Source organism: Streptomyces alboflavus (genome assembly GCF_000716675.1).
GTDB lineage: Bacteria > Actinomycetota > Actinomycetes > Streptomycetales > Streptomycetaceae > Streptomyces > Streptomyces alboflavus.
The window spans coordinates 1-19854 of the sequence record NZ_JNXT01000072.1; the positions used below are offsets into that span (position 1 = coordinate 1).

General features: G+C 72.9%; 17 protein-coding genes. 6 read left to right on the top strand and 11 right to left on the bottom strand.

Features of this window, described 5'->3' with window-relative positions:
- Positions 1–188 precede the first annotated feature (188 nt).
- The 3 genes from OO63_RS36040 to OO63_RS36050 all read left to right on the top strand — a co-directional run bounded on the left by OO63_RS36040 (position 189) and on the right by OO63_RS36050 (position 4562).
- Entirely contained in the window at positions 189–1112 is a 924-nt protein-coding gene (locus OO63_RS36040) for a quinone oxidoreductase family protein (RefSeq protein WP_030362956.1), read from the top strand.
- 146 nt (positions 1113–1258) lie between these two features.
- Positions 1259–3211, top strand: a complete 1953-nt coding sequence (locus OO63_RS36045; RefSeq protein WP_078619577.1) for a sialidase family protein — start codon at positions 1259–1261, stop codon at positions 3209–3211.
- A 10-nt stretch (positions 3212–3221) separates the two neighbouring features.
- A complete protein-coding gene (locus tag OO63_RS36050) occupies positions 3222–4562 on the top strand; it encodes a DUF4185 domain-containing protein (protein ID WP_397622164.1) in 1341 nt (446 codons plus the stop codon).
- On the opposite strand, the gene OO63_RS36055 is transcribed toward OO63_RS36050, so the two are convergent.
- On the bottom strand, positions 4498–5571 hold the full coding sequence (locus OO63_RS36055) for a bile acid:sodium symporter family protein (RefSeq protein WP_030362959.1): 1074 nt from the start codon (positions 5569–5571) through the stop codon (positions 4498–4500). The genes OO63_RS36050 and OO63_RS36055 overlap by 65 nt on opposite strands.
- A gap of 116 nt (positions 5572–5687) precedes the next feature.
- Between OO63_RS36055 and OO63_RS36060 the strand changes: the two genes are divergently transcribed.
- On the top strand, positions 5688–6581 hold the full coding sequence (locus OO63_RS36060; RefSeq protein WP_030362960.1) for a LysR substrate-binding domain-containing protein: 894 nt from the start codon (positions 5688–5690) through the stop codon (positions 6579–6581).
- Positions 6582–6668: 87 nt separating this feature from the next.
- Here OO63_RS36060 and OO63_RS36065 read toward each other — a convergent pair whose 3' ends face one another.
- Positions 6669–7652: an Lrp/AsnC family transcriptional regulator gene (locus OO63_RS36065; RefSeq protein ID WP_030362961.1), complete on the bottom strand. Its 984-nt coding sequence runs from the start codon at positions 7650–7652 to the stop codon at positions 6669–6671.
- A 124-nt stretch (positions 7653–7776) separates the two neighbouring features.
- On the opposite strand from OO63_RS36065, the gene OO63_RS36070 reads away from it, so the two are divergent.
- Entirely contained in the window at positions 7777–9309 is a 1533-nt protein-coding gene (locus tag OO63_RS36070) for an MFS transporter (RefSeq protein WP_030362962.1), read from the top strand.
- A gap of 228 nt (positions 9310–9537) precedes the next feature.
- Positions 9538–11337, top strand: a complete 1800-nt coding sequence (locus tag OO63_RS36075; protein ID WP_234311423.1) for an AMP-dependent synthetase/ligase — start codon at positions 9538–9540, stop codon at positions 11335–11337.
- A 25-nt stretch (positions 11338–11362) separates the two neighbouring features.
- On the opposite strand, the gene OO63_RS36080 is transcribed toward OO63_RS36075, so the two are convergent.
- The 9 genes from OO63_RS36080 to pqqA form a co-directional block, all read right to left on the bottom strand.
- Positions 11363–12949: a glycoside hydrolase family 28 protein gene (locus OO63_RS36080; protein ID WP_106983519.1), complete on the bottom strand. Its 1587-nt coding sequence runs from the start codon at positions 12947–12949 to the stop codon at positions 11363–11365.
- A gap of 153 nt (positions 12950–13102) precedes the next feature.
- On the bottom strand, positions 13103–14233 hold the full coding sequence (locus tag OO63_RS36085) for a PQQ-dependent sugar dehydrogenase (protein ID WP_199819554.1): 1131 nt from the start codon (positions 14231–14233) through the stop codon (positions 13103–13105).
- 35 nt (positions 14234–14268) lie between these two features.
- Positions 14269–15078 (bottom strand): polysaccharide lyase family protein, encoded by an 810-nt coding sequence (locus OO63_RS36090; protein ID WP_030362966.1) that lies wholly within the window; start codon positions 15076–15078, stop codon positions 14269–14271.
- Positions 15079–15085: 7 nt separating this feature from the next.
- The gene (locus tag OO63_RS36095; RefSeq protein WP_234311425.1) at positions 15086–16375 is read right to left on the bottom strand and encodes a glycoside hydrolase family 88/105 protein; all 1290 of its coding nucleotides are present in this window, start codon (positions 16373–16375) and stop codon (positions 15086–15088) included.
- Positions 16375–17469: a pyrroloquinoline quinone biosynthesis protein PqqE gene (gene pqqE, locus OO63_RS36100; protein WP_033264786.1), complete on the bottom strand. Its 1095-nt coding sequence runs from the start codon at positions 17467–17469 to the stop codon at positions 16375–16377. The genes OO63_RS36095 and pqqE overlap by 1 nt, the downstream gene beginning before the upstream one ends.
- On the bottom strand, positions 17466–17951 hold the full coding sequence (gene pqqD / locus OO63_RS47190) for a pyrroloquinoline quinone biosynthesis peptide chaperone PqqD (RefSeq protein ID WP_078619578.1): 486 nt from the start codon (positions 17949–17951) through the stop codon (positions 17466–17468). The genes pqqE and pqqD overlap by 4 nt, the downstream gene beginning before the upstream one ends.
- The gene (gene pqqC, locus OO63_RS36110; protein ID WP_051811519.1) at positions 17944–18747 is read right to left on the bottom strand and encodes a pyrroloquinoline-quinone synthase PqqC; all 804 of its coding nucleotides are present in this window, start codon (positions 18745–18747) and stop codon (positions 17944–17946) included. The genes pqqD and pqqC overlap by 8 nt, the downstream gene beginning before the upstream one ends.
- Positions 18744–19655 (bottom strand): pyrroloquinoline quinone biosynthesis protein PqqB, encoded by a 912-nt coding sequence (gene pqqB / locus OO63_RS36115; RefSeq protein WP_030362971.1) that lies wholly within the window; start codon positions 19653–19655, stop codon positions 18744–18746. Before pqqB ends, pqqC begins: the two co-directional genes overlap by 4 nt.
- A 9-nt stretch (positions 19656–19664) precedes the next feature.
- Complete coding sequence (pqqA, locus tag OO63_RS42990) at positions 19665–19802, bottom strand: pyrroloquinoline quinone precursor peptide PqqA (protein ID WP_063750500.1); 138 nt, start codon at positions 19800–19802, stop codon at positions 19665–19667.
- Positions 19803–19854 lie beyond the last annotated feature (52 nt).

The window sequence follows — 19854 nt, forward strand, 5'->3', positions numbered from 1 at the left end:
GGGCGGGGGGTGTGGGGGACGCGGCGGGGGTGGTCGGCGCGGTCGGCGTGCGCCTCGGCTGGGTTGCGGGCATGGCGTGAGCCTATCCGAGAATCGTTGGACTTCCCCATGAGTTTGTGATTACCGTTGGCGCTCCCAACGATCCCCGGCGCTTCCCAGGGATCTCCGACCAGCGCGTGGAGGTACGGATGCGTCGCGTCCGGTACGAGCGGCAAGGCGGCCCCGAGGCCCTGTTCACCGAGGAGGCGCCGGTCCCCGAGCCCGGCCCCGGCGAGCTCCTCGTCAAGGTCGAGGCCGTCGGCGTGACCCTGCCCGTCGTCCGCAAGGTGCGCGAGTCCGCCGAGCCCGTCCCCCTCGGCGGCGAGGTCGCGGGCGAGGTGGTCCGCACGGGCGACGGCGCGACCGGCTTCGCGCACGGCGACCGGGTCACGGGCCTGGTCTTCGGCCACGGCTACGCGGACTACGCCCTGCTGCACACCGCGATGGCCTCCCCCGTGCCCGACGGCGCGAGCGCGGTCGACGCCGTGGCCCTGGTCCGCAGCGGACTCGTCGCCCGCGGCGCGCTGGAGGCCGCCCGCCCCGCCGCGGGCGAGACCGCGCTGATCACGGCGGCGGCGAGCGGCGTCGGCCACCTGGCGGTGCGGCTGGCGAAGCTGCGCGGCGCCGCGCGCGTCGTCGGCGCCGTCTCGGACCCCGCGAAGGCCGACTTCGTGCGCGGCCTCGGCGCCGACGAGGTCGTCCGCTACGACGCCCCGGACTGGGGCGAGCCCGCCGACTACTGCCTGGACGGCGTGGGCGGGGAGCTGCTCGGCCCGGCCGTGGCCGCGCTCGCGCCGCACGGCAGGCTGGTGGCGTACAGCTCGGGCGGTGGCACCCTGTCGGCCTACGATCTCCTCGTCGGAGCCAAGTCGGTGACGGGCTTTCAGATGGGCCTGATCGCGCGCGGGCGGCCGGAGCTGTACGAGGAGTGGCGCCTGGACCTGTGGCGGCTCTTCCACTCGGGTGAGCTGCGGCCCGCCGTGCACGCCCGGTTCGACCTGACGGACGCGGCCGCGGCACACGCGGCAATCGAGTCGCGCGTCAACACCGGAAAAGTCGTACTTACCCCGTAATCTTGCGACATCCGCGCCCGGCGCCCCGCCGGGATTCCGTTACGCGCACGCTTCTTGTGTTGCTCCAAGGCCCCCAAGTAGCTTCAGTGACGCGCACGTTGGACGTGGGATGTCCGAATGTCCGGTCGACATGAAGGGCCCGCACCATGCCGTCGAGACTCCGTGTACGCCTCAGACCTTCCTGGTCCCCCCGGTTGCCCCAGCTCCTGTTGTCCCCCAGGCGGCGTACCGTCGCCGCGCTGACCGCCACCGCGCTCGCCGCCCTCGCGCTGCCGCCCGCGCTCGGCGGCGCGGCCAGTGCGGCGGGTGCGACGAAGGCTCCGTTCGAGCAGCAGATCCTGTTCAAGGCTTCCCAGGATCCCGGTTACTCGTGCTTCCGGATACCAGCGATCGTGAAGACGACGAAGGGAACGCTGCTCGCCTTCGCCGAGGGACGCGTCAACGACTGCAGCGACGCCGGTGACATCGACCTGGTCCTCAAGCGCAGCCACGACGGCGGCCGGACCTGGGGACCGATGCGGGTCATCAACGAGGGCGGCGGGGACACGCACGGCAACCCCGCGCCCGTCGTCGACCGCGAGACGGGCCGTATCGTGCTCGCCGAGACGTACAACCCGGGCCGCACGGACGGCAAGAACTGCGAGGTGCCGTGCGAGCGCACGCCCCATCTGCAGTACAGCGACGACGACGGCGAGACCTGGTCGAAGCCGCGCGACCTGAGCGACGAGATCCTGCCCGAATCCTGGAACTCCTGGTACGCCACCGGTCCCGTGCACGGCATCCAGCTCAGCCGCGGCCGGCACAAGGGCCGCCTGGTCCTGACCGTCAACGCCGAGTCGTGGAACGGCAGCCGCGTCACCGAGAACCACGCCTCGCTGGTCGTCAGCGACGACGGCGGCGACAGCTGGCGGATCGGCGCGACGGACTCGTACCCGATCTCCGCGAGCGACGGAACCTTCCGGCAGAAGCCGTCGGAGATGACCCTCGCGGAGCGCGCGGACGGCACGATCTACGTGTCCGGGCGCGAGCAGGACGGCACCGACCTCGGGCACCGCGACCACGTCGTCAGCCGCGACGGCGGCGAGAGCTTCTCCGGCTCCTTCGAGGCGAGCCCCGACCTGTACACCCCGCAGGTGCAGGGCTCCACGCTGCGGTTCGGCGGCCGGCTCCTTCTCGCCGCCCCCGGCGACCCGGACCGGCGCCGCACCATGACGATCCGCTCCTCCTACGACGGCGGCCGCACCTGGGACAGCTTCGACCGCTCCACCGTCGTCACCACCGACTGGTCCGGCTACTCGGACATGGTGGCCGTCGACGACGAGCGGGTGGGCCTGATGTACGAGGGCGGCGCGGTCGACGCCCGCGACGAGATCCGCTTCGTCCGCTTCACCGAGGAGTGGCTGAAGCCGCGCCGCGGCCCCGATCCGCGCACCAGCGACTGGGCGCCGGGCGCGCCGGACGCGACCGTGCTCGGCGGCGCCCGTCCCACGGAGGGCGTGTTCGGCGGCCAGGCGCTCGCCTTCGACGGCGTCGACGACGCCGTGCGGCTGCCCTACAGCCCCCGGCTCCCGCTGCACAGCCGGGACTTCACGGCCACGCTGTGGTTCCGCTACTCGGCGACGAGCGGTGAGCAGCCGCTGCTCTGGATGGGCGGGGTCGGCACCGGCCAGCCGCAGGTGTGGCTGCGCGGGGAGCCCGCGAACAACCGCGTCACGGGCCTCATCACCACCCGCGACGGCGGCAGCCCGCCCCGCTCGGTGTCCCTGAGCACCGAGGGCGCGTACAACGACGGCCGGTGGCACCACATCGCGCTGCGCCGCGGGGACGGGGAGCTGTCCCTGTTCCTCGACGGCAACCGGCTCTCCCGGCCCGACGTCCCGGGCAGCGTCAGCCGCAACTCGCCGTTCGGCGTGCACATCGGCCAGCGCATGGACAGCCGGGCCCACTTCACCGGCGCCATCGACCAAGTGGGCGTGTTCGAGCGGGCGCTGAGCGACGAGGAGGTGACGCGGCTCGGCTCGGACCGGGCCCCGTCCTCCACTGTGAAGTGGAACACCGTGACCTGGCTGCCCATGGACCGGGTGCGTCCAGGGAACTAGCGTCCCCGGGGTGTCCGCAGCCACAGAGCCGTACGCGGCGCCGCCCACCACGGGCGGGCCGCCGCCGGGCCGGGGCGCGCGCAGGACCTGGATCGTCCTGCTGCTCGCCCTGGCCTGCGCCGCCGTGCTCCTGACCGCCCTCCCGGACGGCAAGGACGACCGGGAGGGCGGTCCGGCGTGCGCGGCCACCACCGTCGCCTCGGCCGCGCCCGAGCGGACCCTCACCCGCGCGTTCGCCTCGTACGGCGACGACGGCGCCCGCACCGACGACTGGACGGGCGGCGACGGCACGCACTCGGTGAAGCTGCCGGACGGTCGGGTGCTCTGGCTGTTCTCCGACACCTTCCTCGGGCAGGTGCACGCGCCGCCGAACCCGCAGGGGCAGCCGCACGTGTGGCGCGACACGAGCGCCCCGATGGTGCGCAACTCCGGTGTGGTGACGGACCGTTCGGGCGCCCTGGAGCGCACGCTCGGCACCCCGATGTTCGCCGATCCGGCGCCGGGGCAGTGGCGTTGGCCGGTCGCCGCGAAGGTCGAGCCGCGCTCACCGGGTGCCGACGAGGACGTCCTGCGGGTGCTCCTGTGGACCCGCGCGACGGGCACGGGCCCGTGGATCTACGGGGTGCCCGCCGCCACGGAGGTCGCCACGCTGTCCCTGCCGGACCTGCGGGTCGAGAACATCACGCAGATCTCCGACCAGCGGGGCGTCGCCGACCCCGAGAAGCGGGTCCTCTACGGCACGACGACCGTCGACGACGGCGAGTGGACGTATGTCTTCGGCGGCACCGACGCACAGGCAGCCGCCCGCCCCACCTCGCACGCCTACGTCGCCCGCGTCCCCCGCGGCGGCCTCGCCGACCCCACGGCCTGGGAGTACTGGGACGGCCGGGACTGGACCCGCACGGGCAAGCCTCGCCCGGTACTCGGCAACGGCGACCACAAGGGCGTGGGCAGCGCCTTCACCGTGGTCCGCACCCGGGGGACGTACGTCCTGCTCACCATGGCCGCGGGCACCGAGGGCCTCAGGCACGTCACGTCGTACTGGTCGTGCTCCCCCGCCGGACCCTGGCACGGACCCGCCAAGGCGTTCGCGCCGCCGCTGCCGAAGGACAGCGCGGGCGCCGGGGGCAGCGGAAGCGGCGCGGGCGCCCCTGACACGGCGGGCGCGGCGGCCGCCGCGCCCTACAACCCACAGGCCCACCCGGCCGTCAGCGGCGACGGGCGGCTCGTGCTGAGCTACGACGTCAACTGGCTGGACCCGGCCGCGGCGAACGCGCAGGCGCACATCAACCGGAACGTGGAGCTGTACCGGCCGCGGTTCGTGACGCTGCGCTTCCAGCGCGAGAGCTGACACCTTCGGTCCCGGGGTCCACCGCGCGCGCCTCGGCCGCCTCCGGGTCCCGCGAGCGGCGCTTGGCGATCACCGCGCAGACCATGAGCTGCATCTGGTGGAACAGCATCAGCGGCAGGACCGCGAGCGAGGCCTCGGCGCCGAACAGGACGCTCGCCATGGGCAGCCCGGCGGCCAGGGACTTCTTCGACCCGGCGAACTGGATCGCGACCCGGTCGGCCCGCCCGAACCCGAGCTTCTTCGCGCCGTACCAGGTCAGCGAGAGCATCACGGCGAGCAGCACCGCCTCGACGCCGAGCAGCGCGCCGAGCCGGGCCGGGGTGACCTGGTTCCAGACGCCCGCCACCATGCCCTGGCTGAACGCGGTGTAGACGACGAGCAGGATCGAGCCCCGGTCGACGAGGCCGAGCACCCTCTTGTTGCGGCTGAGGAAGCCGCCGACCCAACGCCGCAGGAACTGTCCCGCGAGGAACGGCACGAGCAGTTGCAGCACGATCTTCAGGAGCGAGTCCGCGGAGAACCCGCCCGCGCTGTGCCCGAGCAGGAAGGCCGCGAGCAGCGGGGTGAGCACGATGCCCGCGAGCGAGGAGAACGAGCCCGCGCAGATCGCCGCGGGGACGTTGCCGCGCGCCATCGACGTGAAGGCGATGGACGACTGGATCGTCGAGGGCACGAGCGTCAGGAACAGCAGGCCGCTGTAGAGCGCGGGCGTCAGGACGTACGGCACGAGCCCCTTGGCGGCGAGTCCGAGCAGCGGGAAGACCGCGAAGGTGCAGAGCAGCACAGTGAGGTGGAGCCGCCAGTGGCGCAGTCCGTCCATCGCCTCACGGGTGGACAGACGGGCGCCGTACAGGAAAAACAGCAGCGCTACGGCCGCCGTGGAGGCGCCGGACGCCACGTCGGCGGGCGTGCCGCGGGCGGGCAGGAGCGCCGCGAGTCCCACGGTGCCGAGCAGAGCCGCGATGTACGGGTCGATCGGCATCCAGGACGGCCAGGACGGGCGTTTCACAGTGCTCCATGGTGCAGAGGCGGTACGTGCCCTCTCCATGCTCCCCTGTTCGGCCGCGATCGGGAATCCCGTACACCGCTCTGACTGTCATCACGTTCCGCGATAACGTGGGGAGCGTGTACGACCCCGCTCAGCTCCGTACGTTCCTCGCGGTGGCCCAGACCTTGAGCTTCACGCAGGCCGCGCGCCGCCTCGGCCTGCGCCAGTCGACGGTGAGCCAGCACGTGCGGCGCCTGGAGGAGGCGACCGGGCGGGCGCTGTTCACGCGCGACACCCACAGCGTGGAGCTGACGGAGGCCGGTGAGGCGATGCTCGGCTTCGCCCGCCGCATCCTGGAGGTGCACGAGCAGGCCGCCGCGTACTTCACCGGGGCGCGCCCCGGCGGGCGGCTGCGCTTCGGTGCGTCGGAGGACTTCGTCCTGACCCGGCTCACCGACATCCTGGAGTCCTTCCGGCGCGGCCACCCGGAGGTCGACCTGGAGCTGACCGTCGAGCTGTCCGGCACGCTGCACGAGCGCCTCGACGCGGGCAAGCTCGACCTGGTCCTCGCCAAGCGCAGGCCCGAGGACCCGCGCGGCGAACTGGTCTGGCACGACGACCTGGTGTGGATCGGCGCGCCCCGCCTCCGCCTCGACCCGGACCTGCCGGTGCCCCTCATCGTGTACCCGCCGCCGGGCATCACCCGCGCCCTCGCCATGGAGGCCCTGGAGCAGAGCGGCCGCCCCTGGCGCGTGGCCTGCACCAGCGGCAGCCTCAACGGCCTGGTGGCCGCGGCCCGCGCGGGCCTCGGCGTGATGGCGCACTCGCGCGGCCTGATCCCCCCGGGCCTGGCCAGACTCCCGGACCGGGCGGGCCTGCCGGAGCTGGGTTCGGTGGACTTCGTGCTGCGGCACGGGGAGCGCGGGGCCGCGCGCGGTGACCGGCGCGGGCAGGGCGCCGCCAGCGCGGCGGGCGCGCTGGCGGCGGCGATTCTGGCCGGTGGGGACCGGCTGCAGCGCGGACCGGGGTGAGCGGCTGCGGGCGGCTGCGGGTGCGTCGTGGCCGGTCGCGCGGTTCCCCGCGCCTCTACGGGGCACCCCCGGACCGTATGCGTCGAGTCAACGCCCCGGGCGGTACGTCAACTGCTTGACCCGGCGCAGGAACGGCGCCGTCTCCACGTGCTGGACCCCGTCCAACTGCCCCAGCCTGCCGCTGATGTAGCCGTAGAGCCCGGCCGTGTCGCGGGCGACCGCCGTCGCGACGAGATTCGAGGGCCCCGCCGTCGCCGAGGCGAAGGCGATCTCGAAGTGACCGGCGAGCGCCTCCCCCACGGAGTGCAGTGCGCCCGGCGCGGCGGTGATCCACAGGATCGCGGCCGTGTGGAAGCCGAGCATCTCCGGGCTGTACTCGATGTCGACGAAGACACCTCCCGAGTCCAGGAGCGCCGCGAGCCGCCGCTTCACGACGGACTCGGACAGGCCGGTGGCGCGCCGGAGTTGGGGATAGGTGGCGCGCCCGTCCGCTTCGAGGGCCTTCACCAGGGCCTCGTCCTCGGGCGCGATCCGGGCCGGACCCCCACCGGCCCGCGGGTGGTCCGGGGTGAGCGCGGCGCGCTGCTCGTCGGTGAGCGGCGCGAGCTTGCCGAGCCAGCCGCGCGGGCCCCCGAAGAAGCTGTGCAGGAGCTGGTGCGCGCGGATCTCGACGATGCTCGGGGTGCGCGGCAGCTTGCCGAGCAGCAGGTCCTCGCGGTCGCCGGGGGTACGCGGCCGGGTCAGGCAGACCACCTCGGTGCCGCCGGAGGTGAGGCCCACCCAGAAGGTGTCGGGGCGCCGGGCCAGCGCGCCCGCGATGGTGGTGGCGCCGTCGGGGGCGCAGCGCAGCCGCAGGATCCAGTGGTCGCGGCCCAGGCGTTCGGCGTTGCGCATGCCGACCACGCGCAGGCCGCCGTCGGCGGTGAGCCGTCGGTAGCGGCGGGCGACGGTCTGGTCGGAGACGCCGAGGACCTTCGCGATCTTGCTGAAGGACGCCCGGCCGTCGGTCTCCAGGGCCTGGAGCAGCTTCATGTCCAGCTCGTCCGCGCCGTCCGGGGTGTGGCTTTCCATCGGCTGGGGCCTCCCTGATGTCGGATTCGGACGCCATCCGGCCGACGGCCACCGCGATCGTCCGGCTCTGACGGATCGTACGACGTCGAACGAAGCACCTCACAACATCGCTGGGAGAACGAAGATGCGCACATGGGGGCCGCTGACCGCGGTGTGCCTGGGCACATTCATGCTGTTGCTGGACGTGACGATCGTGGTGGTGGCGCTGCCCGACATGGCGCGGGCGCTGGACGCGTCGCTGAGCGATCTGCAGTGGGTGATCGACGGCTACGCGCTCGCCCTCGCCGCGCTGCTGCTCGGGGTCGGCGCCGCCGCCGACGTCCTGGGGCGGCGGCGGATACAGGTCGCGGGCACCGTCGTGTTCGCGCTCGCGTCGCTGGGCTGCGGGCTCGCGTCGAACGCGGAGATCCTGGTGGCGGCCCGCGCGGTGCAGGGGCTCGGCGCGGCGGCGATGTTCGCGACGACGCTGCCGCTGCTCGGGGCCGCCTACCAGGGCAAGCGGCGCTCGGTGGCGCTCGGCGTGTGGGGCGCGGTCAGCGGGGGTGCCGCCGCGCTCGGGCCGATCGTCGGCGGGCTGCTCACGGAGGGGCCCGGCTGGCGGTGGATCTTCTTCGTGAACCTGCCGGTGAGCGTGGCCGCGGTGTGGCTGACCCTGCGCTGGGTGCCCGAGCCGGCGCAGGGGGGACAGGCAGGACAGGCGGGGCAGGCGACGGGGGCCGCGGCGCGGCGCGTGGACTGGGCGGGCACGGTCACCTTCGCGCTGTTCGCGGGGGCGCTGACGTACGGGGCGGTGCGGGCGTCGGCCGAGGGCTGGACGTCGGCGCGCACCGGCGTGACCTTCGCCGTCGCGGCGCTCGCGCTGATCGCGTTCGTGGCCGTCGAACGCCGCGTCACGCACCCGCTGATCGACCTGCGGCTGCTGCGCAAGCCCGCGTTCACCGGCGTCCTGATCGGGGCGGTCGGCTACAACGCGGCCGCGTTCGGTGTCATCCCCTACCTGTCGATCTGGCTGCAGACGGTGCTCGGCATGAGCCCGGTGCGCGGCAGCCTCGTCCTGCTCCCGCTCGCGGCGACGTCGTTCGTGGTGGCCGCGATCGGCGGCCGGCTGCTGCACGGAGCGCCCGCGCGGTACGTCATCGGCGTCGGGCTGCTCCTGATCGGCGCGGGCGGCCTGGCGATGGCGGTGCTCGACGCCCGTTCGTCGTGGAGCGCCCTGGTGCCGGGGCTGACGCTGGCGGGCATCGGGACGGGCCTGGTCGCGCCGGGGCTCGCGGGGGCGGCGCTCGCCTCGGTGCCGCCGAAGGACGCGGGCATGGCGGGCGGTGCGGTCAACACGTTCCGGCAGCTCGGGTACGCCCTCGGCGTCGCGGTGTTCGGCACGGTCCTCACCTCCCGGATGCAGGACTCGATCGGGCAGGACGCGGCGCACACGGCCGCCGGGGGCGGGGCGTCCGCGCTCGCCGGGCAGGTGTCCGCGCACGACGTGCGGGAGGCCTTCGCCGCCGGGCTCAACGGGGCGTCCCTGACGGCCGGTGCGGTGGGGGTCGTGGCGGGTCTCGCGGTGCTCCTGATGGTCCGGACCAAACCCGGGTCCGGTGCAGGTCAGGCCCCGTCGACGACCCCGGAGCCGGCGCCCGTGAAGCAGCTTCAGGGGTAATCGCCCGGTACAGATTCGGTGGAGATTACGCCACCGAAACTTACTCAGCCGTAAGTAATCTGTCCCGCCCTTACCCTTGTGGCCGCATTTCACCGGCTGACCTGTGACGATCGTGCGCCTATGGGTGCTTCCCACCCCCCTCCCGCAAGGGATCGGGGTGGGGTACCGTCACCGGCGCTGTGCGGAGCGCCACAAGGAGCACCATTGCGCGAGTTCACGAACCCTCCCATGGCGTCGGCGCCACGGGTGGGCGGTCTTGCCGACGCCGTGTTCGACCATGCCCTTGAGGATCCGGTCCGCGTCGTCCTCGGCCGCAAGCTCGACGGGGTGTGGCAGGACGTGACGTCCGCGGAGTTCCGGGACGAGGTCCTCGCGCTCGCCAAGGGGCTGCTCGCGCAGGGCGTGCGGTTCGGCGACCGGGTCGCCATCATGTGCCGCACCCGCTACGAGTGGACGCTGTTCGACTTCGCCCTGTGGACCGTGGGCGCGCAGGTCGTGCCCGTGTATCCGACGTCGTCGGCCGAGCAGGTCTTCTGGATGCTGCACGACGCGCAGGTGTCGGCGGCGATGGTCGAGCACGAGGACCACGCCATGACCATCGGCTCGGTCGTCGACCGGCTGCCCCAGCTGCGCCGGCTGTGGCAGCTCGACGGCGACGCGGTACGGGAACTCTCCGAGGCCGGGCGGGACCTGGACGACGAGGTGGTGCACCGCCACCGCCGCGCGGTCACACCGGACTCCGTGGCCACCGTGATCTACACCTCCGGCACCACGGGCCGCCCCAAGGGCTGCGTCCTGACCCACGCGAACTTCATGTTCGAGGTGGACACGCTCGTCGAACGCTGGGAGCCGGTGTTCCGCGGCAGGCGCGGCGACGAGCCGTCCACCTTGCTGTTCCTGCCGCTCGCGCACGTCTTCGGCCGCATGGTGCAGGTCGCAGCGGTGCGCGCCCGCGTCAAGTTCGGCCACCAGCCGAGCCTGAACGCCGCCGCCCTGATCCCCGACTTCGCCGCGTTCCGGCCGACGTTCATCCTGGCCGTGCCGTACATCTTCGAGAAGGTCTTCAACGCCGCGCGCCGCAAGGCCGACCGGGAGGGCAAGGCGGGAGCGTTCGACAAGGCGGTGGAGGCGGCGGTGCGGTACGCCGACGCGACGGAGGCCAAGGCCTTCGGCACCGGGCCCGGCCCCTCGACGGCGCTCCGCATGCAGCACCAGGTCTTCGACAAGCTCGTCTACGCCAAGGTCCGTGACGCCATGGGCGGCCGGGTGCGGCACGCGATGTCCGGCGGCTCCGCGATGGACCGGCGTCTCGGCCTGTTCTTCGCGGGCGCGGGCGTGCAGGTCTTCGAGGGGTACGGCCTCACCGAGTCGACGGCCGCCGCGACCGCCAACCCGCCCGAGCGCACCCGCTACGGCACGGTCGGCCAGGCCATCCCCGGCACCACCGTGCACATCGCCGAGGACGGCGAGGTGTGGCTGCGCGGCGGCCATGTCTTCCAGGGCTACCTCAACGACCCCAAAGCCACCGACGCGACCCTGCACGACGGCTGGCTCGCCACCGGCGACCTGGGATCCCTAGACGACGACGGCTACCTCACCATCACCGGCCGCAAGAAGGAGATCCTGGTGACCTCCGGCGGCAAGAGCGTGTCGCCCGCGCAGCTGGAGGAACGCGTCCGCGACCACCCCCTGGTCGCCCAGTGCATCGTCGTCGGCAACGACCGCCCCTACATCGCCGCCCTCGTCACCCTCGACGCGGAAGCCGTCGAGCACTGGCTCTCCATGCGCAACAAACCCCCGATGCCCCCCGGTGACCTGGTCCGCGACCCCGACCTGGAGACCGAGGTGCGGCGCGCCGTGGTGGCCGCCAACACCCTGGTCTCCCAGGCCGAGTCGATCCGCACCTTCCGGATCCTCGCCCACCAGTTCACCGAGGAGCACGGCCTGCTGACGCCCTCGCTGAAGCTCAAGCGCAAGGCCATCGAGCAAGTATACGCGGACGAGGTCGAGGCGCTCTACCACACCTGACCCGTGCCGCACGGGGCGCGGGACGTCAGCCGCAGTCCTCGCTCGACCCGCTCTGGCTGATCCGCAGGGCGCCGCCGCCGGTGTCGGCGCTGTCGCGGACGCAGTAGCCCTGGGTCCGCTGGAAGACGAGGTCGGCGGGGCTCGACGAGCCGCGCTGTGCGGTGAAGGCGGTGAAGCGGATGCCTGTGCTCTCGTTGGCGATGACGGCGGGCCGTCCGTCGTTCGACGCGAAGCGGACCTCGCTGTCGACGAACGTGACGCGGTCGGCGCGGCGGATGTACCAGCCGTAGGCGGGCCGGGTGCCGATGCTCTTCGGGTTGTAGTCGGTGGACTTGTTGCTGGGGACGCCGGTGGACATGGTGCCGTTGCCGCCGGGCACGGTGAGGTCGACGTCGGTGAAGGTGACGTCCTTGATGCGGCTCTGCCCGGACTCGCCCCACAGGGTCGGCGAGAAGGACGGGCTCGCGCCGGTCGCCTTGATGTCGGTGTACGTGACGTCGCTGATCGAGCCGACGCCCGGGTTGTTGCCGCAGCGTCTGCGGTCGCCGATCTTCTGCATGATCGGTGAGCGCACGCCGGTCATGGTGATGTCCTTGTAGTGGACGTCGGAGATCTTCGAGCCGTCCATGGACACCATGCCGAGTCCGGACTTCTCCGAGCCCTCGATCCTGATCCGCTCGAAGCGGTAGTCGGTGAAATCTCCGCAGGTCTCCGAGCCGAACATGAGGGCGTTGCAGCACCCGGCGGAGAGGGAGGAGTCGCTCACGCGCACCCGGCCGTTGGACAGCTTCGCGCCGAGGGCGTAGTCGCTCTTGAAGGCGAGCGCGTCGTCGTTGGCGTCCAGGTGGGCGTTGGTGATGGTCACGTCGGTGGTGTTGATGACGTTCCAGCCGTCGCGGTCCATCGCGGTGTCGATGGTGAGCCGGTCGGAGACCACGTCGTCGCAGCCGTTGACGAGCGCCGCGAAGTGGCCGCCCTCGCGCAGCGTGAGGCCGTCGCCGAGGCGCAGGCCCTTGCACCGCGTCAGCGAGATGATCTTGTCGGCCTCGCCGGACTTCGGGTCGCCGGTGATCAGGGCTCCGTCGCCGTCGATGACGCCCTCGCCGACGAACGCAATGTTGCTGAGCCGGTCGCCGTGGATCATGGCGTTGTGGAAGTGGCTGTGGCCGTAGTCCTGGTAGTCGTCCCACTCGTTGGGCTCGGGCGGGTCGTAGTCGTCGGCGCCGTTGCCGGAGAGCGTGGCGCCCTTGTCGATCTGGAGGGTCACCTCGCTCTTCATGTGCAGGGTGTTCTTGGACTCGTACGTCGCCCTGCCGTCCCCGGGCAGGCGCACGGTGCCGCCGCCCGCGGCGGCGGCCGCGTCCACGGCCTTCTGCAGGGCGGGGGTGTCGTTGCTCGATCCGTCGCCCTTGGCACCGTAGTCACGGACGTTGAACTCGGCTGCGGGCGACGGCTGTTGCGGTACGGACGACCGGACCGTGCCGGTCGCTCCGTCGTGGAACCGCGTGGCCCCGGCGGGCTGCCCGTCGAAGACCGCGAGCACCGCGAGCGCGGCGAGGCCCGCCGCCAGGGCTCCGGTGCGTGTGCGTGATCTGCTCGTCGATCTGCTCATGTCCCGTCCCCTCGCTGTGCGTCGGCGGCCCGCGCCCGTGCGGCGCCGGGCCGTTCTCGCCCCGGCCGGGCCGACGGTGACCGCCCGCCCCCCACGGCGCGCGGCCACCGCCCGCCCGGCCGGTGGTCGTGCGGCTGGCCGGGGTCGCTCCGGCTAGCCGATGGTCACGCGGAAGATCTTGTCCGCGCCGTCCGGCTGCCCGCCGTTGCCGTCCGCGTTGGTCGTGGACAGCCACAGCGCCTTCGCGCCCGGCACGGTGGTCACCGAGCGCAGGCGGCCGTACTGGCCGACGTAGAAGGCCTTGGCCGTGCCGACGTTCTCGTTGTCGGCGTTGATCGGGATGCGCCACATGCGCTGGCCCTTGAGGGCCGCCATGTAGACCGCGCCGTCGACGATCGCCACCCCGCTCGGGGATGCCTCGGCGACCCCCCACGTCTTCTTCGGGTTGGTCATCCCGGAGACGTTGCAGTTGCCCTCGCAGGTGGGCCAGCCGTAGTTCTTGCCGGGCTTGATGAGGTTCAGCTCGTCCCTGGTGGCGTCGCCCAGCTCGGCCTCCCACAGGCGGCCCTGCGGGTCGAAGGCGATGCCTTGCGGGTTGCGGTGGCCGAGGCTGTAGACGTAGTTGTCGAAGGGGTTGCCGGGGGCGGGCTTGCCGTGCCGGGTCATCCGCAGGATCTTGCCGTTCAGCGAGTTCTTGTCCTGCGCGAGCGGCTTGGACTGGGCGTCGCCGGTGGTGGCGTACAGATAGCCGTCGGGGCCGAAGGCGAGGCGGCCGCCGTTGTGGTACCTGGCCTTCTTGATGCCCTTGAGCAGCACGGTGTAGCCGCTGAGGGTGGAGCCGTCGTACGTCATGCGCGCGACGCGGTTGCCCTCGGACGAGGTGTGCATGAAGTACACGTAGTGGTTCGTCGCCCACTGGGGGTCCACGGCGACGCCCATGAGGCCGCCCTCGCCGCCCGTCGTCTGGGACTCGGGCACCGTGCCGACCTGCTTCTTCGTCGCGCCGTCGGCCGAGATCGACCAGACCCGGAAGTCGTCGCGCTCGGTGACGAGCGCGGACTTGCCGTCGGGGAGCCAGGACGTGCCCCAGGGTATGGTCCAGCCGCTGGAGACGGTCTTGATGTCGGTGGGCTCGCCCGCGGGCGCGGCCGGGGCGGCCGACACCGACGGGACGTACACCACGAGTCCCGCCGCCAGTGCGGCCGTCGCGGCGAGCGCCGTCTTCCGGACGAGACGGCGCCTGCTCCTGATACTGCTCCTGCTGTCGTGCACGGGAACCTCCATGTGGGGATGTGGGCGTGGGGGTAAGAGCGTGGCGGTCAGGCTTGAGCCGACGAGACGAGTTGGTAGCCGCGCATGCCCGTCAGGAGCATGTACGTGTTCTGCAGCGAGCCCGAACTGTCGCCGAGGGAGCGGTAGATGCCCCACTTGGGCCGCACCCGGTCGGCGAGGTAGGTGTCGACGCCGGACCTCGACTTGTCGACGACGGTCGTGCCGCCGCTCTTGAGGATCCAGCGCACGGACCCCGACGAGCCGTCACCGATCTTGATCTGGAAGTCGACGTCGGTCCACTTGTCGTGCAGCGGCGCCAGGTCGGTGCGGCCGACGAGGATGTCCTGCTCGAAGATCTTCAGCTCGATGGTCTGCTTGCCGTCGACCCGGCGCAGCGACTGCACGACGATCGGCGCGCTGCCCGCGCCGGGCTGCTTCATCTGCATGATGTGCGTGAAGCTCGTCGTCGCCTTCAGCGTGCCGGGTAGGAACATGCGGTACGTGACCCGCCAGGTCTGGCCCTTCTGCCACTTCAGGAACGAGTCGCCGTTGCGCAGCCCCGTGACCTCGTGGCGCTGGCGGTCGGTGCTGGTGTCGCGGTCGACGGTGTGCATCTGGAAGCGGAAGTTGTCGCCCTCGGCGAAGATGTGCGGCTTCGCGGCGGGGTGGGAGTTCGCGCGGTCGTCCTCCAGGGTCTCGAAGGCGCGCAGGCCGACGTCGCGGGCGGACGGCGACCAGCGCAGCTGCCAGTCCGCGGCGGGCGCGGCGGCGGCCGGCGTGAGTCCCGCCGCGGCGGCGGCCGCGCCCGCGCCGGTGCCGATCGCCGCGGCAAGCAGGGCTCTGCGGGAGGGGGTCATGAGGGGCTCACCTCTTCTTCCTGAGTTGCTCGTTCATGATCAGAAAGGCCCCGAGACCGTGGAAGTCGTTGGTCTGCCGGGGCCGGGCGATGTAGAAGGCGTAGTCGCCGACGTTGGTGCCGATGGAGATGTCCGTGAGGTCGGTCAGACCGTCGGAGCCGAGCGAGATCTTCTTCAGGACGCCCGCGTGGCCGCGGCGCGCGACGCTCTCGTACGACGGCGACACGTAGCCCTTCTCGGCGGCGCGCGACAGGGCGAAGGTGAACATGCTGGAGCACGACGTCTCGGTCCAGTTGCCGCTCTCCGTCCCCTTGTTGACGACCTGGAACCAGCGGCCGGTCGCCGGGTCCTGGGCCCGCGCGATCCCCGCCGCCAACTTCCGTACGTGGCCCAGCAGTTCAGGTCGCCCGGGGTCGCTGCGCGGGGTGGCGTCCAGGACGTTCACCGCGGCCATGGAGTACCAGCCGATCGCCCGGCACCACTGCTCCGGCGCCCGCCCGGTGTCCTTGTCGGCCCAGGTCGCGGTGCGCGACTCGTCGTAGGCGTGCTGGAACAGGCCGTTGTCCGCCTGGAGGTGGCGCGCGTACACGTTCAGCTGCTCGACGGCCTCGCGGTCGGTGTACGTCTCGTCGTCGAACTCCTCGCCGTACTCCACCAGGAACGGCGTGACCATGTAGACGCCGTCCGACCAGAGTTGGTGCGCGCGACTCGCGGTGTCGGCGTGCCAGAAGCCGCCGTCCTCGGTGCGCGGGTAGGTCTTCAGGCGGTCGCGGATCTTGCGGGCGGCGACGCGGTAGCGGTCGTCGCCGGTCTCGCGGTGCAGGATCACCAGGAGCCGCCCGGCCTGGATGCTGTCGAGGTTGTTGAACTTCTGCCCGATGTTCCCCTCGCTGTCGACGAAGCGGTCGACGTAGCTCTTGATGTACGTCAAGTGGCGCTCGTCGTGGGTGCGTCGGTACGTCTGGTACTGGCCGAAGAGGTAGAGGCCGACGGGGTAGGACCAGCCGCCGATGGTGGCGGGCGTGAACCGGGTCGTCGTCGACTCGACCATCGCGACGGACCAGTCCGTGCCCTGGGGACCAGCGGTGGACGCCCGGTCGGCGGCGGGCGTGCCGTCGGCCGACGCGGGGGCCGTCTGCGCGGTCAGGGCGGCGCACCCGGCGAGCAGCGCGGCGAGGACGGCCCGGGCCGTCCTGCGGTGCGGCCTCGCGGGTGGTGTGCCGGGGCCGGGCGGAGCGGACGCGGCGGGCTCCGGTCGGGCCGGTATCGGTGAGGTGGGTGAGCCGGGGCGGCGCATCAGGTTCCTCCCTCGCGGTAGGCGTAGCCGGGGTGGTCCGGTGCGGGCCCGCGCGCCGCGTCGACCAGGGCGCGCACCACGCCGTGGTCGGGTGAGCGGTGGCAGGCGGGGTCGGTGCGGGCGGCGTCGCCGGTCAGGGCGTGGGCCTGGCAGCGGCAGCCGCCGAAGTCGACGGTGCGCAGCTCGCAGGAGCGGCAGGGCTCACGCATCCAGTCCTCGCCGCGATAGCGGGTGAACGCGGGCGAGGACCGCCAGATCCAGTCCAGCGTCCGATCCCGTACGTTCGGGGCGTCCGCGCCGAGCAGGTCCGCCGCGGCCGGGCAGGGCAGCACCGTGCCGTCCGGCGCGACGGTCAGGGACACCGCGCCCCAGCCGCCCATGCACGGCTTCGCGGTGGCGTCCACGTAGTCGGGCGCGACCCACACCAGCTCCATCCGGTTGCCGAGCCGGACCCGCCAGCGCTCCAGGGTCACCCGGGCGCGGGCCACCTGCTCCGGATCCGGAAGGAGCGCATCGCGGTTTCGCAGCGCCCAGCCGTAGAACTGGGTGTTCGCCAGCTCGATCCGGTCGGCGCCCCAGGCCAGGCCCAGCTCCACGAGGGCGTCCAGCGCGTCGAGGTTGGCGCGGTGCAGGACGGCGTTCAGGCCGAGCGGAAGGCCGGCCTCGCGGACGAGGCGGGCGGCGCGCTCCTTGGCGTTGGTGGCGCGGGCCCCGGCGATGAGGTCGGCGCGGGCGGGGTCGGCGTGCTGCACGGACAGCTGGACGCTGCGCAGGCCCGCGTCGACGAGCCCGGCGAGGCGCGCCTCGTGCAGGCCGACCCCGCTGGTCACGAGCTGGGTGTGGATGCCCGCCGCGTCCGCCGCTGCCACGATGTCGCGCAGATCGCGGCGCAGCAGCGGCTCGCCGCCCGACAGGTGTGTCTGGACGACGCCCAGGTCAGCGGCCTGCCGCAGCACGTCGGCCCACTCGCCGCCGGACAGTTCAGCTGACCGACTGTTCAGTTTGACCGGGTTGGAGCAATACGCGCAGCGGAGCGGGCAGCCGTGGGTCAGCTCGGCGAGGAGGGCCCAGGGCGGTTCGGGCGCGGGGCTCATCGCAACCACCTCTGCGCACGCAACCGGCCGAGGAACACCGGGACCTCGGCGCCGACCGGCGCGCCCGGGTGGCGCCGCTCGAGCTCCGCGACGATCCCGGCCACGTCCCGCTCCCCGTCGCACAGCGCCACGATGCTCGCGGCCGCGCCCCGCAGCACCACGACGCGCTCGGGCAGCAGGAGCAGGTCGGCGCCGCGCACCCGGTCGCGGCGCAGGACGACGGAGCGGGCGAGGACGGGCCGCCAGTCTGGGGGCACGGGCTCGGTCGCGACGCCGCCGGGGCCGTGGGCGACGGTCGGACCGCCCGCGCCCGAGCTGCCCGCATCCGAGCCGTGGTTGCCCGAGCCACCGGCACCCGAGCCACCGGCACCCGAGCTACCCGCACCCGGGCCGTCGGCGCCCCAGCCGTCAACGCCAGGCCCGTCACCCTCGCCCAGGCCGTCGGCGACCCACGCATCACCGTCCACGGAGACCTCACGCATCCCCGCCCCCCTCCTCCACACCCGCACCCGCACCCTCACCGAAAGCCCCGCAGGACGACCCCGCAGGCGCCCCGCCAGACACCGCGTCGAGCAGCGACCACAGCACATCGCACTTGAAGGCGAGCGCCGCCACGGCCCGCTCCTGCTCCTCGCGGGTGCGGGCCCAGGCGCGCACCAGGCCGAGGGCCTCCTGTCCGTCCCTGCCGCCCTGGCCGACCCGGCCCCGGAAGTAGGTGAGGCCCTCGGTGTCGATCCACGGGTAGTGGCGCTCGAACGCGGCGATGCGGGTGCGCATGAGGTCGGGCGCGGACAGCTCGGTGAGCGAGGCGGCGACGGCGTCGAGTGCGGGCCGCAGCCGGCAGAAGTTGACGTATCCGTCGACGGCGAGGCGCACCCCGGGCAGCACCCGGGAGGTGTCCCACAGCTCCGCGCGAGGGATCCCCGCGGCCTCGCCGAGCCGCAGCCACCGCTCGATGCCGCCCTCGCCGGGGCGCTCCCCGTCGTGGTCCCTGATCCGCCGCGACCAGCCGCGGCGCAGCGCGGGGTCGTCGAACTTGGCGAGGATCAGGGCGTCCTTGACGGGGATGTGCCGCTGGTAGTGGAAGCGGTTGGCGATCCAGCGGCGCAACTCGGCCCGGGTCAGGGTGCCTTCGTGCATGCGGACGTTGAAGGGGTGGCGGTCGTGGTAGCGGGCGGCGGAGACGGCGCGCAGCCGCTCGGTGAGTTCGTCGGGGGTCCAGGGCGCCCGTTCGGCCCCCGTCCCGGACTCCGCGTCGGTCTTGACGGTCGTGGTCACAGCTCGATCACCATCCGGTCCTGCGCGACTTCGAGCCCCCAGTCGGCGAGTTGCTTGTGCTGTTCGGCGCTCGGGTCGCCGAGCGGGTTGGTGTTGTTGAGGTGCGTGTACAGGCACCGTCCGGGCAGCCCGGCGAGCCGGTGGGCGGTGCCGCCGGGTCCGGCGACGGGCAGATGGCCCATGCCGGTGGCCGTGCGGTCGCTGAATCCGGCCCGTCGGGGTTCCTCCTCGTCCCAGAAGGTGCCGTCGACGAGGACGACGTCCGCCTCACGGGCGGCCTCCTCGAAGGCGTCGGTCCAGGCGGCGAGCGCCGGGGCGTACAGGACGGTGCGGCCCGTCCCGGTGTCGTGCAGGCGCAGGGCGACGGACCAGGCGGCGTCGTCCGGGCCGAGGCCCTCGGCGTAGCGCGGCCGCTTGGCCGAAACCCGCACCGCGGCGACCCGCACTGCTGACTGGTCGTTCAGTTGCCGCCCCGCCCCCGTGAGCTCGTGCCAGCGCGTCGAGGCGTACGGGCCGAGCACGGCGCCGAGTCCGAGGCGGTCCCGGACGGCGCCGAGCACGGGCGCGGTGGCGAGCACCTCGACGCCGTCGCGGGCCTCCCGCAGCCGGGCGATGCCGAGGGTGTGGTCGAGTTCGGCGTCGGTGAGGACGACGCCGGCGAGCGGGGAGAGCCGGGTGTCGGCGTCCTGGCCCGCCTCGGGGAGCAGGCCGGGGCAGGCCTCGATCTGCTCGCCGATATCGGGGGTGGCGTTGATGACGTACCAGCGGCCGGGGCTCGCGCGCAGGGCGAGCGAGGCGTGCAGGCGGCGGCGTTCCGGGTGGGCGCGTGCCCCGGCACAGCCGGGGCACGCGCAGTTCCACTGGGGGAGTCCGCCGCCCGCCGCGGTGCCGAGCACCTGGAGCAGCATCGGGCGGGTCTACCGGTCGGCGAGGCGGTACGCCGTGACCTCGAGCGAGGTCTCCACGACCGTGTACTCGGGGGTCTGCCAGCCGGTGGGCCCGGTCTCGGGAGAGCCCGAGGTGACCTCCGACGTCTCCATCTCGTGAGTGTTCATGTGCGTGTGCCTACCCTTCCTGAAAAGTGGGGGTTCAGGAGTCGCTGGGACG

Coding starts and splice junctions, on each gene's coding strand:
- OO63_RS36040 (WP_030362956.1), top strand. CDS start 189: ATGCGTCGCGTCCGGTACGAGCGGCAAGGCGGCCCCGAGGCCCTGTTC.
- OO63_RS36045 (WP_078619577.1), top strand. CDS start 1,259: ATGCCGTCGAGACTCCGTGTACGCCTCAGACCTTCCTGGTCCCCCCGG.
- OO63_RS36065 (WP_030362961.1), bottom strand. CDS start 7,652: ATGGAAAGCCACACCCCGGACGGCGCGGACGAGCTGGACATGAAGCTG.
- OO63_RS36070 (WP_030362962.1), top strand. CDS start 7,777: ATGCGCACATGGGGGCCGCTGACCGCGGTGTGCCTGGGCACATTCATG.
- OO63_RS36075 (WP_234311423.1), top strand. CDS start 9,538: ATGGCGTCGGCGCCACGGGTGGGCGGTCTTGCCGACGCCGTGTTCGAC.
- OO63_RS36080 (WP_106983519.1), bottom strand. CDS start 12,949: ATGAGCAGATCGACGAGCAGATCACGCACACGCACCGGAGCCCTGGCG.
- OO63_RS36085 (WP_199819554.1), bottom strand. CDS start 14,233: ATGGAGGTTCCCGTGCACGACAGCAGGAGCAGTATCAGGAGCAGGCGC.
- OO63_RS36090 (WP_030362966.1), bottom strand. CDS start 15,078: ATGACCCCCTCCCGCAGAGCCCTGCTTGCCGCGGCGATCGGCACCGGC.
- OO63_RS36095 (WP_234311425.1), bottom strand. CDS start 16,375: ATGCGCCGCCCCGGCTCACCCACCTCACCGATACCGGCCCGACCGGAG.
- pqqE (WP_033264786.1), bottom strand. CDS start 17,469: ATGAGCCCCGCGCCCGAACCGCCCTGGGCCCTCCTCGCCGAGCTGACC.
- pqqD (WP_078619578.1), bottom strand. CDS start 17,951: ATGCGTGAGGTCTCCGTGGACGGTGATGCGTGGGTCGCCGACGGCCTG.
- pqqB (WP_030362971.1), bottom strand. CDS start 19,655: ATGCTGCTCCAGGTGCTCGGCACCGCGGCGGGCGGCGGACTCCCCCAG.
- pqqA (WP_063750500.1), bottom strand. CDS start 19,802: ATGAACACTCACGAGATGGAGACGTCGGAGGTCACCTCGGGCTCTCCC.